The organism is Shewanella putrefaciens (assembly GCF_016406325.1).
Lineage (GTDB): Bacteria > Pseudomonadota > Gammaproteobacteria > Enterobacterales > Shewanellaceae > Shewanella > Shewanella putrefaciens.
In genome coordinates, this window is the sequence record NZ_CP066370.1 from 11,270 (window position 1) to 26,222 (window position 14,953).

The 14,953-nt window shown below is 44.8% G+C and carries 11 protein-coding genes and 1 pseudogene; 5 read left to right on the forward strand and 7 right to left on the reverse strand.

Annotation, left to right across the window (positions count from 1 at the left end; translation table 11 throughout):
* Positions 1 to 110 precede the first annotated feature (110 nt).
* From JEZ96_RS00045 to fadB, 5 genes are all read right to left on the reverse strand, one after another.
* Positions 111 to 3,299: an amidohydrolase family protein gene (locus JEZ96_RS00045; protein ID WP_061783433.1), complete on the reverse strand. Its 3,189-nt coding sequence runs from the start codon at positions 3,297 to 3,299 to the stop codon at positions 111 to 113.
* 221 nt (positions 3,300 to 3,520) lie between these two features.
* A complete protein-coding gene (locus JEZ96_RS00050; protein ID WP_011918267.1) occupies positions 3,521 to 3,973 on the reverse strand; it encodes an MOSC domain-containing protein in 453 nt (150 codons plus the stop codon).
* A 43-nt stretch (positions 3,974 to 4,016) separates the two neighbouring features.
* A complete protein-coding gene (gene tusA, locus JEZ96_RS00055; protein WP_011787433.1) occupies positions 4,017 to 4,262 on the reverse strand; it encodes a sulfurtransferase TusA in 246 nt (81 codons plus the stop codon).
* A 230-nt stretch (positions 4,263 to 4,492) separates the two neighbouring features.
* Positions 4,493 to 5,656, reverse strand: a complete 1,164-nt coding sequence (gene fadA / locus JEZ96_RS00060; RefSeq protein ID WP_014609502.1) for an acetyl-CoA C-acyltransferase FadA — start codon at positions 5,654 to 5,656, stop codon at positions 4,493 to 4,495.
* Between the two features lie 22 nt (positions 5,657 to 5,678).
* Positions 5,679 to 7,829 carry a fatty acid oxidation complex subunit alpha FadB gene (fadB, locus tag JEZ96_RS00065; RefSeq protein WP_128090209.1) on the reverse strand — a complete coding sequence of 717 codons (2,151 nt, stop codon included), beginning with the start codon at positions 7,827 to 7,829 and terminating at the stop codon, positions 5,679 to 5,681.
* Positions 7,830 to 8,319: 490 nt separating this feature from the next.
* On the opposite strand from fadB, the pseudogene pepQ reads away from it, so the two are divergent.
* The 4 genes and pseudogenes from pepQ to hemG (JEZ96_RS00085) all read left to right on the forward strand — a co-directional run bounded on the left by pepQ (position 8,320) and on the right by hemG (JEZ96_RS00085) (position 12,345).
* A pseudogene (pepQ, locus tag JEZ96_RS00070) lies at positions 8,320 to 9,642 on the forward strand (Xaa-Pro dipeptidase).
* Between the two features lie 26 nt (positions 9,643 to 9,668).
* Positions 9,669 to 10,283: a YigZ family protein gene (locus JEZ96_RS00075; RefSeq protein WP_025008551.1), complete on the forward strand. Its 615-nt coding sequence runs from the start codon at positions 9,669 to 9,671 to the stop codon at positions 10,281 to 10,283.
* Positions 10,284 to 10,360: 77 nt separating this feature from the next.
* Entirely contained in the window at positions 10,361 to 11,818 is a 1,458-nt protein-coding gene (locus JEZ96_RS00080) for a TrkH family potassium uptake protein (RefSeq protein ID WP_011787438.1), read from the forward strand.
* Positions 11,819 to 11,820: 2 nt separating this feature from the next.
* Positions 11,821 to 12,345 (forward strand): menaquinone-dependent protoporphyrinogen IX dehydrogenase, encoded by a 525-nt coding sequence (gene hemG, locus JEZ96_RS00085; protein ID WP_011787439.1) that lies wholly within the window; start codon positions 11,821 to 11,823, stop codon positions 12,343 to 12,345.
* 50 nt (positions 12,346 to 12,395) lie between these two features.
* On the opposite strand, the gene JEZ96_RS00090 is transcribed toward hemG (JEZ96_RS00085), so the two are convergent.
* Entirely contained in the window at positions 12,396 to 12,704 is a 309-nt protein-coding gene (locus JEZ96_RS00090) for an ArsR/SmtB family transcription factor (protein WP_011787440.1), read from the reverse strand.
* Between the two features lie 202 nt (positions 12,705 to 12,906).
* Here JEZ96_RS00090 and hemG (JEZ96_RS00095) point away from each other — a divergent pair, with 202 nt between their 5' ends.
* Positions 12,907 to 13,461, forward strand: coding sequence for a menaquinone-dependent protoporphyrinogen IX dehydrogenase (gene hemG / locus JEZ96_RS00095; protein ID WP_011787441.1), 555 nt, complete (start codon positions 12,907 to 12,909; stop codon positions 13,459 to 13,461).
* Positions 13,462 to 13,500: 39 nt separating this feature from the next.
* On the opposite strand, the gene JEZ96_RS00100 is transcribed toward hemG (JEZ96_RS00095), so the two are convergent.
* The gene (locus JEZ96_RS00100) at positions 13,501 to 14,943 is read right to left on the reverse strand and encodes a TrkH family potassium uptake protein (protein ID WP_011787442.1); all 1,443 of its coding nucleotides are present in this window, start codon (positions 14,941 to 14,943) and stop codon (positions 13,501 to 13,503) included.
* Positions 14,944 to 14,953 lie beyond the last annotated feature (10 nt).

Consider the following 14,953-nt stretch of genomic DNA (forward strand, 5'->3'; position numbering starts at 1 on the left):
ATTGCCGATGTTGAAGTAGGGTTTAGAACTTGTCGTGGTATTAGAAGCCTAGAGATAAAAAAAGCATGTTCCACGTGGAACATGCTTTTGGTTATTTCTATTTGCTGAGATTAGATTTTCTCAAAGAAAAACGGCTTACGCTGTTCTTTATCCCCATTAAGCTTATTCATAGTCTCTGCATTGAATAATTTACCATTCACCATAGTATAAGTGACTTTGTCGGTGACCCTAATGTCGGCTAATGGATCACCATCTATAACGATCAAGTCTGCGAGCTTACCTTCTTTGATTGAGCCAAGCTGATGCTCCAAGCCAAAGGTTGTCGCCGGATTAATGGTGGCCGTTTTTAATACCTCCATATTGCTCATGCCGCCTTGGGCAAACATCCACATTTCCCAGTGTGCCGCTAAACCCTCTCGTTGGCCGTGAGCGCCAATATTAGGATGAACCCCTAACTTATTGAGCTCATTAGCTACGTTGGCAACATTGAAATGATTATAGTGACTATCGGGCGCATGCGGGCGTCGCATTGATCTGGCTTGTAAAATATCGGCGGGGACATACATGGATAGGCGTGGATGCGCCCATACATCGGTTTTATCGTACCAGTAGTTTTCACCAGAAATACCACCATAGGCGACCACTAAGGTTGGCGTGTAACCAACTTGAGTCTGGCTCCAAAACTGTTTGATATCGTTATAGATTGAACCAACGGGGAGCGAGTGCTCAACCGTGGTATGGCCATCGGCGATCATGCTTAAATTATGTTGCAGCAAACTGCCACCTTCTGGGACAACCATCATTTCAAGTTCACGCGCAGCGGCTATGACTTGTTGCCTTTGATTACGGCGTGGTTGGTTATAACTTTTTACACTAAATGCCCCGACTTTTTTAAGGCGTTCAAGATGGAATTTGGCATCATCCAGCGAGTCGATATGTGACGTGTAACCCGGTGCATTGGCTCCATAAAGTATGGTGCCGGTGGAGAATATGCGTGGGCCAACGATATTGCCTGCTTTCTGTTGTTCGGACGCGGCAAAGATTTCTGTGGTGTCATTCGATGGATCGTGAATCGTAGTCACGCCTAAAGATAATCCAGAGTAGAGCGCCCAGTTCTGTTGTGGCACGATTTCATCATCCGCTTGCGGTCCATGGGCGTGGGCATCGAATAGTCCTGGCATAATGGATTTGCCTTTGATGTCGATGATCTGCGCATCCTTAGGAATCGCAACATTGGCATCGCCTACGGCGACAATATGATTGTCTTTAACTATGACCACACCATTATCAATTACCTGGTCATTTTCCATGGTAATCACTTTACCACCTATAAACGCGATTGTTCCACGTGGAACATCGGCCTTTTCGGTAAAGCCTAAATCGATAATGCTTGGTTGTGCCTTTTCATCTTTGTTGCGATATTGAGTGTCAACCTTGGCTTGATAAAGTTCGGGGCCAAGCGTCCAATATAGTTGGTCGCTTTTACTGTTCCAACTGATACTTTCGCCCGCACGGGCACTCAATTGGCTTACGGGTAGATTGCTGGCATTGGGACCAATCTCAACTGTCTCACCGTGTTTAGCAAAAGGCGTTACCCAAACCTTAAAACGTTCGGCAAAGGCGAGTTGTTCACCATCGGGTGAAACCCTAAATTCAGTTGCATGTTTGCTGCTGTAATGAACCCGTTTATCGAAGCCGTCTAAGTTGATGGATGATAACTGCGGCGTTTCATCTTCGCTGCTATTCATAAAAAAGACGCGATCGGCATTGGCACCGAATTGGGCTTGATAGCCATCTGAACTGATCTTCTTATTTTGTTTGGTTTTTAAATCGGCTTTGTACAGGCCGGGTTCCTGTGACCAAGTTTTTGGGGTGAGGTTACCGCCTTGAGTTTTACGATACACTACGAGTTCACCATCGGGTGAAAATGTGGGTTCGACATACTTTCCTGGCTCAGATGTTAGCTGCTTAGGTTTGCCGCCTTTGGCGCTAATCACTTGTACAGTGCCTTGGTCTTGGTCATTCCAAGTAGTGAAAACAATATTTTTACCATCGCGCGACCATTGTGGATAAAGCTCTGCGATATTTTTATCCAGTTCTGTTAAGCGTGACATCTTGCCGTCGGGTAAGGATTTTAACCAAATTTTGCCAAGAGCTTCGAAGGCGACTTTGCTGCCATCAGGAGAGACCTGCGCCATACGTAGCATTTTTACATCAAAAACGTCTTTATCTATATCTTGCTTAAAGCGTACCGAGGGCTGTACTGCTAACTCGGTTTTTACACTGAAGGGAATATCTGTGAGTGTCTTATTGGCAACATTCAGGCGATTAATTTTTCCCTTAGCCCAGAAGAAAATATCCTTGTTATCTTGTGTCCATGCCATTGTTGGATAGACGCCATGAATCGCCCAAGTCTCTTGCATATCACGGTCAAGTTCGCCAAACAGCTTAGTCGTCTCTCCCGACTTAAGGTCGAGTAGGTAGAGTGATGACTGAAAATCATCGCGCTTAATATAGGCGAGCTTAGTGCCGTCTGGGCTTGGCGTTGGCCGAATGGCACCACCTGTGCCTTCAATCAAGATCTCAATCTCACCAGTTTGAGTATCGTAACGTTTGATTTTGTAGATACCGTTGACTGAATCCTTTGAGTAATGGAAGGTTTTACCCGGCGTGTCATCTTGGCTAAAGTAGATATAGCGCCCATCGGGTGAATATGCGGGTTCACCTAAATCTTTCTCATCATTTGGACGTTCGGTCAGTTTGACGCCTTCGCCCCCCGCAACGTGGTATAGCCACACTTCGCCCGCACCTAAACTGCGGCTGGCGGTAAAGTGCTTACGGGCAACCAGATACTGGGAGTCTGGGCTCCAAGCTGGACTGTTTAGCAGCCTAAAGGTTTCTTGGGTAACGGTTCTTGGATTTTTACCATCGGCATCCATAATCCAAATGTTATCACCACCATCGCCATCGGACGTAAAAGCAATGTGCTTGCCATCTGGGCTATAGACGGGCTGCATCTGCCAAGCTATGCCTTGGGCCAATGGCTTAGCTTCACCGCCTGTTACTGGAATTTGGTAGATGTCACCAAGTAAGTCGAAGACGATATGCTTACCATCTGGACTGACACTCAAGTTCATCCAAGTACCTTCATTAACATCAACTTTGACTTGCTCTAAGGGAGCATTCGCTGGAGCGTTAACATGCCAAGTCGATTCTTTCGTTTCTGTGGCGTTAACTGCGAAGGTATTCATCCCAAGAGTGAGGGCAATATAAAGCGGGGTAAGTTTAGCGTTCAACATGTCACTTCCTGTTATCGTTTTTATGGATTACATGATCCGTATTAATCACAAGATAAAGTTTTGTTAATACTTGGTGTAGTTATCGCATAAATAGGTAGGAAGGAAAACGTAAATACTGTTTCAATTAGTGATCAGAGAAAAATACGAGCGGATAGGAGGCTATATAGTAAGCCAAGTTAGAGACTTGGCTGTAGTTTGAGTCTTGTGCAGAATATACCCATTTATGAGAGTGATTCAGTGACTAACGTGACTGTATCGCCCTGATGGATCATCGCGCCCACGATGACTCGGCAAGTTACACCACCGCGCCAATCGGGAGAAAGTGCAGCCTCTAAACCAATATGGGCCACTTCCATTTTTTTACAGGGATCTGTCTCACCCGTGATTTCAAGTAGTAACTCACCAATCTGCAAATGTTTACCAACATCAGCACTGCTAAATACCAGACCATCAACGAATAGATTTGCTCTGCGAGTCGTCCAAGGTAAATCTACATTGATACTTTGGCATGCAATCAGCCATTGCTGTTTGGATAGTACTGTGACTTGGCGTTTGCCAGGGCGGCCAAATATATCTTTTTCGACACCGCTGAGTTGGGTGACATTGGCGTACAGAACTTCATTCATTAAGCCATTCTTTACAGTTTTATAGGCAATCCCCAGCAGCTTTGGCATAGCATCATATCCTCTGTTTACTGTTTAATGACAGGTATACGACCTAAAGTCCTTTTTTGATCAAATATTGGTATGGCGTTTGAGCCGTTTCGCTGGCGATAAGGGTGTGGTCCATAAACTCACAAAAGCTGGGAATATCGCGAGTTGTTGCTGGATCATCGGCAATGATGAGCAGTGTCTCACCAGCAGCCATTTGTCTTACTGTTTTACGCACCATCATTACAGGCTCTGGGCAGCGTAAACCTAGGGCATCGAGTTTATGCTGTGCGTTTGAGAAAGCGTCGTTCATATTACCTCTACAGAACGGTCAAACAGAATTGGCTAATGTTACTCTAGCGATCATGATAAACCAAGCTGGCTATTTGAATTTGTGATAGGTATTAAGGTGCTTATATTTTGATATTGTTTGATTGATGTTTCACGTGGAACATCTGCATATATGTCAGAGCTATTGATATAAAAATGCCGGAAATTAATTCCGGCATTCTTTATCTACCAATGTAATAAATCGCAGGATGATTAAACGCGTTCGAAAACAGTGGCGATACCTTGGCCTAAACCAATACACATGGTCGCTAAACCTAAGGTCGCGTCTTTGTCTTCCATCAAGTTGATCAGCGTAGTAGAGATACGTGCGCCTGAACAGCCCAGTGGGTGACCTAGTGCAATCGCACCGCCGTTGAGGTTGATTTTGTCGTCAACCACATCCGCTAAGCCTAAATCTTTTACACAAGGTAAAGACTGAGCTGCAAATGCTTCGTTCAGTTCAATCACATCTAAATCGGCAACTGTGATACCGGCACGAGCCAGCGCTTTTTGCGTGGCAGGAACAGGGCCGTAACCCATGATCGCCGCATCACAACCCGCAACCGCCATCGAGCGAATACGTGCACGAATCGGTAAGCCAAGTGCGCGCGCTTTAGATTCTTCCATGATCAGCATGGCTGAAGCGCCATCAGACAGTGCAGAAGAAGTACCTGCAGTCACAGTACCGTTGACTGGATCAAATACTGGACGCAGTGCTGCTAGAGATTCCATTGTGGTTTCTGGGCGGATCACTTCGTCTTGCAGTACTTTAATTAAGGCACCGTTAGCATCGTGACCTTCAATGCCATAGATTTCCTTAGCAAAGCGGCCTTCAATCGTCGCGGCATAAGCACGTTGATGAGAACGTACTGCAAAAGCATCTTGCTGTTCACGGGTAATACCGTGCAGTTTACCCAGCATTTCAGCAGTTAACCCCATCATGCCAGAGGCTTTTGCCACGTTGTTAGCAAGACCTGGGTGGAAGTCGACACCATGGCTCATAGGTACATGGCCCATATGTTCTACGCCACCGATAATAAAGGTGTCGCCCATGCCAGTCATAATCGCACGCGCCGCTTGATGGATAGCATCCATTGACGAACCACATAGGCGGTTAACCGTCACAGCGCCAGCGGTCTTTGGAATGCCGGCTAATAGCGAAGCATTACGGGCGATGTTGAAGCCTTGCTCTAGGGTTTGTTGCACACAGCCCCAAATCACGTCTTCAATTAGGTTTGGGTCGAGTTGCGGATTACGCAGCAACAGACCTTTCATCAATTCGGCAGACAGAGTTTCTGCACGTACATTACGAAATACGCCAGCCTTTGAGCGGCCCATCGGAGTACGGATGCAGTCTACGATAACAGCTTGTTTCATGATTAAATTCCTTTCCCGCTAATTAGGCTTGGTAGTAGCTACCGTTATTGGTGGCTTTTGTACGCATCGCATCTGTGACTTGATACAGACCGCCCAAGTGAGCATATTTGTCTGCTAAGGCCACAAAGCTTGCGACACCCATGGTATCCAAGTAACGGAACACGCCGCCTCTGAATGGCGGGAAACCTAAGCCATAAACCAGGCCCATATCCGCTTCGGCAGGTGATGCGACAATGCCTTCTTCTAAACAGCGCACGGTTTCGATGATCATAGGGATCATAGTACGGGCAATAATGTCATCGGCTTCAAAGGTTTTTAACTCGCCAAAGGCATCTTTCAATAGGCCGTAGCTCGTAGGATCGACATCTTTCTTCGGTTTGCCACGGCTATCAACTGAATAGACATAGAAACCTTTGCCATTTTTCTGGCCAAGGCGCTTGTTCTCAAACATCACATCAATCGCGTCGGTACCAGATTTACCCATACGATCAGGGAAACCTTCAGCCATTACTGCTTGGGCATGGTGACCTGTGTCTAAACCCACTACGTCGAGTAGGTAAGCTGGGCCCATTGGCCAACCAAATTGTTTTTCCATAACTTTGTCGATTGCAGCAAAGTCGCCACCTTCGGCAAGTAGGCCGTTAAAGCCTGCAAAGTAAGGGAAGAGTACGCGGTTAACGAAGAAGCCTGGGCAATCATTAACCACGATTGGGGTTTTGCCCATTTTGCTGGCGTAAGCCACAACAGAGGCTATGGTTTCTTCAGAGCTGTGCTCGCCACGGATAACTTCTACCAACGGCATTTTGTGCACTGGGTTGAAGAAATGCATACCGCAGAAACGCCCAGGTTTCTTCATGCTCTTAGCGAGCAAGTTGATTGAAATCGTTGAGGTGTTTGACGCGATAATCGCATCTTCACTCACATAACCTTCAACTTCGGCTAAAACCTGTGCTTTAATTTTTGGATGTTCAACAACGGCTTCAACGACGACATCACTGTGTTTGAGCGCAGCATAATCTAATGAAGGCGTGATGTTGTTCAGCACTTTGGCCATTTTTTCTGGCGTTGAACGGCCACGAGCAACTTGCGCCGATAGCAGTTTGGCGACTTCATTGAGGCCTAAATCTAATGCTGGCTGGGCAATGTCTTTCATGACAATAGGTGTGCCTTTGCTGGCGCTTTGGTAGGCGATGCCGCCGCCCATAATGCCAGCACCTAATACGGCAGCGTTTTTCACTTCTTTGGCTAACTTACCCGCTTTTTTCGCTTTGCCTTTAACGAGTTGATCATTAAGGAAGATACCGATAAGCGCTTTAGCAACGTCAGTTTTAGCCAGTTTGATAAAGGCTTGATGCTCGATTTGGAGTGCTTCGGTGCGGCCTTTAGTCGATGCTTGCTCAATCACGCTTACTGCGGCCATTGGTGCTGGGTAGTGTTTACCCGCAACAGCAAACACCATGCCTTTAGCTGTGGTGAATGACATCATAGCTTCAAGTTTTGGCAGCGTTAGCGCAGACAGTTTGCGGTTACGACGTGCTTGCCAATCCAGCTTTTCAGTAACAGCGTCTTTGAGCATTTGAATCGCAGCCGCTTCTAACGCTTCTGGCGCAACCACGGCATCCACAGCACCGACTTTCAGTGCATCTTCAGCGCGTTGGTCTTTACCTGTGGTGATCCACTCGAGTGCGTTATCTGCACCAATTACACGAGGCAGGCGAACCGTGCCGCCAAAGCCTGGGATGATGCCGAGTTTAGTTTCAGGTAAACCGATTTTGGCTGTGGTATCTGCGATACGGAAATCCGTTGCCAGAATGGTTTCACAGCCGCCACCTAAGGCAAAGCCTTTGATTGCAGATGCGGTTGGGAAAGGTAAGTCTTCGAGTTTGTTGAAGACAGCGTTGGCTTGTTCAACCCAAGAGAGCAGTACGGCGTCATCTTGTGCAAATAGGCCTAAAAATTCGGTAATGTCGGCACCCACAATAAAGGTATCTTTACTTGAGGTCAGTACTAATGCTTTGATATTGGAATTTTGCTTGATGCTGTCTAATGCCGCATCGAGCGAGGCGAGGGTTTCTCTGTCGAATTTGTTCACCGAACCAGGTGCGTTAAAGCACAGCTTGGCAATATTATCCTCGAGTAACTCAACTTGAATTGTAGGACTTTGGTAGATCATTGCTTGCTTCCTTTTGGCTTAAAAGTGATACCCACCATTATGTGTTGGTGCTAGTACGACTCTCTATCTCACAGCAGCTTCGGCCATCATTTGACCAGTTGTGTGCCAGTGTGCTTCGAAATTCGATAAATTACAACACCCAATTTAAACGACTGTTTAATTTCTTGTCGGCTAGAGTGATTTTTCACCTTTGTGATACACTGCACAGAGTGTAGAACACCTAGAATGCGTTAAATCACTTTGCGGATAAATAGGTCTTTATGGCTGTTTTCCTTAGACGTTTAAACGCTGTAGCCATGCTAGGGTTGAATAGAATTATTAAAAATAATCATGATGTTATCGCTTTAATGTTCTTTATTCAGCAGCCATGTATTTTAGATTGAGTGACAGTTTAACGTTTTGATTGAATCTGTTGTTCATGATCAGATTAAGATTATGTGGGCAAATTTGGCTCATAATATTAACTTTTATTCATTGCAGGAGATGACAAATGGATCAGTTGGCTCATCACTATCGTGCCCATATTGCCGAGTTAAACCGCCGAGTCGCAGAGATTTTGTCTCGAGAAGCCTTGTCTGGTTTAGTGATCCATTCGGGTCAGCCGCATCGGATGTTTTTGGATGATATCAATTATCCCTTTAAAGCAAACCCGCACTTCAAGGCATGGTTGCCAGTGTTGGATAATCCGAATTGCTGGTTAGTCGTCAATGGTCGCGATAAGCCGCAGCTGATTTTTTATCGTCCTGTGGATTTTTGGCACAAAGTATCCGATGTGCCGGATATGTTCTGGACCGAGCATTTTGATATTAAGCTGTTAACTAAGGCCGATAAGGTCGCTGAACTGTTACCCAAAGACACAGTTAATTGGGCTTATTTGGGCGAGCATTTAGATGTAGCCGAAGTGCTGGGTTTTACCAGTCGCAATCCCGATGCTGTGATGAGCTATTTGCATTACCACAGAACCACTAAAACTGAATATGAATTGGAATGTATGCGCCGCGCCAACCAAATTGCGGTGCAGGGACATTTGGCGGCTAAAAATGCGTTTTATAACGGTGCGAGTGAGTTCGAAATCCAATAGCATTATTTATCTGCCGTGGGCCAGAGCGAAAATGAAGTGCCCTACGGCAATATTATCGCTCTTAATCAAAATGCGGCGATTTTGCATTACACTGCGCTTGAGCATCAAGGCCCCGCGAAACGTTTGTCTTTTCTTATTGATGCGGGCGCGAGTTACTTTGGCTATGCGTCTGATATTACTAGAACCTATGCCTTCGAGAAGAATCGTTTCGATGAGTTGATCGCTGCGATGAATAAGGCGCAGCTGGAGCTTATCGGCATGATGCGCCCCGGCGTGCGTTATCCTGATTTACACTTAGCGACTCACGCTAAAGTCGCGCAAATGCTATTGGATTTTGATTTAGCCACGGGGGATGCCCAAGGTTTGGTTGATCAAGGCATTACCAGTGCTTTCTTCCCCCATGGTTTAGGCCACATGTTAGGTTTACAAGTGCATGATGTGGGTGGCTTCTCCCACGATGAGCGCGGTACCCATATCGCGGCGCCCGATGCCCACCCATTTTTGCGCTGCACCCGCATTTTAGCGCCAAACCAAGTACTGACTATGGAACCTGGGTTATACATCATAGATACTTTGCTTAATGAGCTTAAACAAGATAGTCGTGGCCTGCAGATCAACTGGCAAACCGTTGATGAGTTAAGGCCTTTTGGCGGTATTCGTATCGAAGATAACGTCATAGTGCACCAAGATAGAAACGAGAATATGACCCGCGAGCTGGGTTTAGCCGATTGATCATAGGGCAAGTTTAGGACGATCTTGTGCTCGAAAGTTACCTTATCCCGAGTGAAAATATTCAGATTGAAGAAGAGATAAAGCATAGCCGCTTTATCTCTTTTATCTTTCATTGCGATAGTATTGATAAATTAAAGTTAGTGCTCACTGACATAAAGCGTGATTATCCCGGCGCAAGCCACTACTGCTATGCTTTTATCGCTGGCGCACCAATCGACACCGTATTGATTGGCTCAAGTGATGACGGTGAACCCGCTGGCAGTGCTGGCCGCCCTATGCTCGCTGTTTTACAAGGTGCAAATATTGGTGAAGTTGCTGCTGTGGTTGTGCGCTATTATGGCGGTACTAAACTTGGTGTGGGAGGCTTAGTTCGAGCCTATACTTCTGGTTTAAGACTTGGATTGACCAAGCTATCAATGCAAACAAAGCAGCTGCGTTATCCTGCAAGGCTACAGTGTGACTACTCGCAACTAAGGGATGTAGAATATTCATTACAGCAAGTTGATGCCGTTATGATCAATAAGCAGTTTGCTGAAGTTGTCTATATTGAGTTTGAAATAGGAAAGCAACAACAAGAAAGGTTCAGTGAATTATTGATGACCTTGAGCCAAGGCAGCTTAAGTGCCGAGTTTGAACTGTGATGCCCGCGCAAATTATGCCAAAATAGCCAAAATGCTGAAAATACCTTTACAGCCAATGGAATAATTGAACTCGCTTAATGCAATATAAAACCATAATAAGAATAATAGGTCTATTAATCGGCTTATTTTCCATCACTATGCTGCCACCAGCACTGATCGCTATTTGGTATAACGATGGTGGCGGTACTGCATTTATCCAAGCCTTTTTTGTGAGTCTATTTATTGGTTTTTGGCTTTGGTATCCCAATCGCCGCTGCAAAGAAGAGTTACGTACCCGAGAGGGTTTTTTGATTGTTGTATTATTTTGGACAGTACTGGGTTCTATAGGTTCCCTTCCATTTATTTTCTCTAATCAGCCAGATCTGAGTTGGACAGATAGTTTTTTTGAATCTTTTTCGGCGCTGACCACGACTGGGGCGACAGTGATTGTTGGTCTTGACTCCTTGCCCAAAGCTATTCTGTTTTATCGGCACATGCTGCAATGGCTCGGTGGTATGGGGATCATTGTGCTTGCTGTGGCTATTTTACCTGTACTTGGTGTTGGGGGGATGCAGCTTTATCGTGCTGAAATCCCAGGGCCTGTGAAAGACAGTAAGATGACACCTAGGATAGCTGAAACAGCTAAAGCACTGTGGTATATCTATTTACTGTTAACGATCTCCTGTGCTGGCGCCTATTGGTTGGCAGGAATGAGTATTTTTGATGCAATTTGTCATTCTTTTTCAACCATAGCCATTGGTGGCTTTTCGACCCATGATGCCAGTATGGGCTATTTCGATAGTCCTGTGATCAATCTGATTTGTGTGTTCTTTCTAATTGTCTCTGCGGTTAACTTTAGCGTGCATTTTGCGGCATTTTCGCGGCGAGGTATTAACGTTAAAGTGTATTTTAAAGATACTGAATTTAAAATGCTGGTGGCGATTCAACTTATTCTTACCGCGATTTGTTTTCTGACGCTTTATCATTCTGGTATTTATGAATCACCCGAAGAAACCTTAGATCAGGCGCTGTTTCAAGCAGTTTCTGTGGCGACAACGGCTGGATTCGGTACGGATAGCTTTCATATGTGGCCGCTATTTTTACCGATGTTATTAATATTCTCGAGCTTTATTGGTGGTTGTGGCGGTTCAACTGCGGGGGGGATTAAAGTTATCCGGGTGATTTTGCTGCTGTTACAGGGGTCGCGCGAATTGAAACGACTCGTTCACCCGAAGGCGATGTTTTCAATTAGGATTGGTTCTAAGGCTTTACCTGACCGTGTTGTCGATGCTGTATGGGGATTCTTTTCTGCCTATGCGCTAGTGTTTGTGATTTGTATGCTTGCACTGATGGCGATGGGTTTAGATGATATTACCGCTTTTAGTGCTACCGCGGCTTGCTTAAACAACCTTGGCCCAGGTTTAGGTGAGGTGGCGAGTAATTACGCCAGTATCGGTGATGGAGCAAAGTGGGTGCTGGTGGTCGCGATGTTGTTTGGACGCCTCGAAGTCTTTACCTTACTGATTTTATTCACGCCAACCTTTTGGAAAAATTAAAGATGCAGACGTTAATAATCTACTCAACCATTGATGGCCAAACATTGGCAATCTGCCAAAAAATAAAACTGTTTGCAGAGCAGGCGGGAGAAAATGTTTCGCTAGTCACGTTAGAGCAGGCAGAAGCATTGAGTTTGGCTGATTTTGATAAAGTGTTGATCGGTGCCAGTATTCGCTATGGAAAATATAGGCCCGAGTTATATCAATTTGTTAATCGTCACCATGCCGTATTAGATACCAAAATTAACGGATTTTTTTCCGTTAATGTTGTGGCACGCAAGCCCTTAAAAAATACCCCCGAAACCAATCCATACATGCAAAAGTTTTTAAAACTTTCCCTATGGCAACCTCAGCACTTGGCGGTATTTGCAGGTAAGATTGATTATCCAAAGTACAGTTTCTTTGATCGCACTATGATACGTTTTATTATGTGGATGACTAAAGGGCCGACCGATATTAACGGAACCTTTGAGTTTACCGATTGGGCTAAGGTTGATGCTTTTGGCACTGACTTTAGTCACCAGTAAAAAAAATTTAAGCCCCAAATCTTAAAATAGAGAGGGGCTTAAATTTAGCATTACCCCGCGCAGTAGCGATTGTGTAGAATAGAAATGACTTGGGTAACTTGCTCATTCTTAAGCTTATAATAAACAATTTGCGAACTCTTACGGGTATCCACTAAATCTTCTGCGCGTAACACAGCTAAATGCTGGGATAGTGCGGATTGGCTTAATGGCACCGTGGCATTGAGTTCAGTTACGCTTAACTCTTTATCTAGCAATAGGCATAAAATCATTAGGCGATAAGGATTCGCGATGGCTTTAAGCCATTTAGCTGCACTTTCCGCATTAGTTACCATTGCATCTACATCTATATCATTTTGCATAAGGTCACTCACTTTATCGCTTATTTTATTAGATAATTCTAATTGTACATACCTGTAAACGCAATCATACTGCTCGACAATACAGATCTCAATTTTTGCATAACAGAATATGAGATACCGCTGATTTGTGATCCTATCAGAGGATTATTTAGCGGAATAACGCCACAATGGTGACATTACTTCAGCGAATTGAGAACTTCCAATGATACGCGTCCTCGTACTTTATTTTACCCGTGGTGGACATACAGCCAAGATTGCTAGTGCAATTGCTGATCAATTAAAAAACCGTGGTGCGCAGGTTGACTTAGTTGATATCAATAGTGCCGCAGCCACTCGGATTAATTGGCCGGATTATCAGGTTGTTGCTCTGGGGGCTTGTGTTCTCTACGGTACCTACGATAAAACAGTATTCCAGTTTATAGAACAGCATAATCAAGCATTAAGCGCTTTACCGAACAGTTTCTTCTGTGTCAATGTGGTCGCCAGAAATCCTGAAAAACGTATCCCAGAAAATAATAAATACCTGCAAAAGTTTATTGCATTATCACCATGGACTCCCGCAGATCTGAAGATCATTGCAGGTAAAGTGGATTATCCTTCATGGCCTTGGTACGACAGATTGGCGATTCAGTTGATTATGAAGATGACTAAAGGTCCAACCGATCCTAAATCAGTGATCGATTATACCGACTGGGAAGATGTGAAAATTTATGCCGATCATCTGTTAGATCTGACAGAGGTTACAGCAACAACGTAATGGAAAATGCATGTTATTAGCGCATTTTTATGACTGCCGTTAGTATTTCCAGAAACTTGGGTGGAATAATACTGCCACGGTTAAGATTTCCAAGCGGCCAAGTAACATACCGAGTGCTAATGCCCATTTGGCGACATCGGGCAAGGTTGAGAAATTGCCCGCAGGGCCAATAATAGGGCCTAAACCTGGTCCTACATTGGTGACGGCAGTGATGGCACCGGTAAAGCTAGTCATAGGGTCGAGCCCTGTAAGTACTAAAATTACTGATAATCCAACAATGACGAGCATAAACAGTAAGACGAAGGTAATGAGCGAGCGGACAATATCTTCACTGATAATGCGATTATTATAGCGCTCTCGAAATAGACCGTTTGGATGACACTGTTGCTTTAATTGCTCGCGCATAATGGCACCTGCGATTTGAAAGCGGAAGATCTTAATTCCCCCCGATGTTGAGCCTGAACAACCGCCCACAAACATTAAAAATAAAAAAGCGATATTAGCAAAAGCCCCCCAAGATCCGTAATCAGTTAAGCCATATCCTGTTGTTGTGACAACAGAAACCACATTAAAACTGGATAAGCGTAGGGCATCTAATAACGCAATGTCACGGGTTTGCCAGAGCCAAAATCCAATGGAGCAGGAGACAAAGGTCAGAAAGAATAAAAATCCTCTAACTTGTGCATCATTCCAAATATGAAGATTCCGTTGTTGAATCGTATGTACGAACAGTAATAGTGGCAAGCCACCAGCCGCCATAAATACAATACCTACCCAGTGTGCTGAGTTTGAAAAAGCTGCCATTGAGCTATCTGAAGTGGAATAACCACCAGTGGATATTGTGGTCATCGCATGGTTAATTGCTTGAAACCAAGTCATACCAGCCAAGTGGTAGGCAACACAACAAACAATAGTTAATAAAATATAGATAAAAAATAAATGCTTAGCCATATTTTGTGTTCTGGGTACGGCTTTATCACTCCAATCAGAAGATTCAGTACGAAATAGCCGCATACCTCCGACGTTTAAGAAAGGCAAAATTGCAACGGCCATAACAATAAAACCAATACCTCCAAGCCATTGTAGTAATGATCGCCAGATTAGAATGCTATGGTCCATGGTATCCAAGCCTGAAAGGACGGTGGAACCCGTCGTGGTAATACCGGACATGGTTTCAAAAAATGCATCCGTATAGCCAATACCGTGATACAGGGTAAAGGGCATGGCCGCAAATAGGCTGACGATTAACCACGTTAGGCTCGTCAGCAGAAACATATCGCGGATATTGAGGTGAATAGTTTTACTTTGGCCATTATGTAAACAAAGGCTAGCGCAGATCCCTGTTGCTAGTGCGGATACCATAAAAGAGCCCACAGTTTCTTCACCACTGAAAGCGGCCAGAAGCAGGGGGATAAACATAAAGGCTGTCAACATGGAAAGAAACAGCCCTAAAATAAACAGTAGTGGTCTGAAATTCAGCATAAAGTAGTGA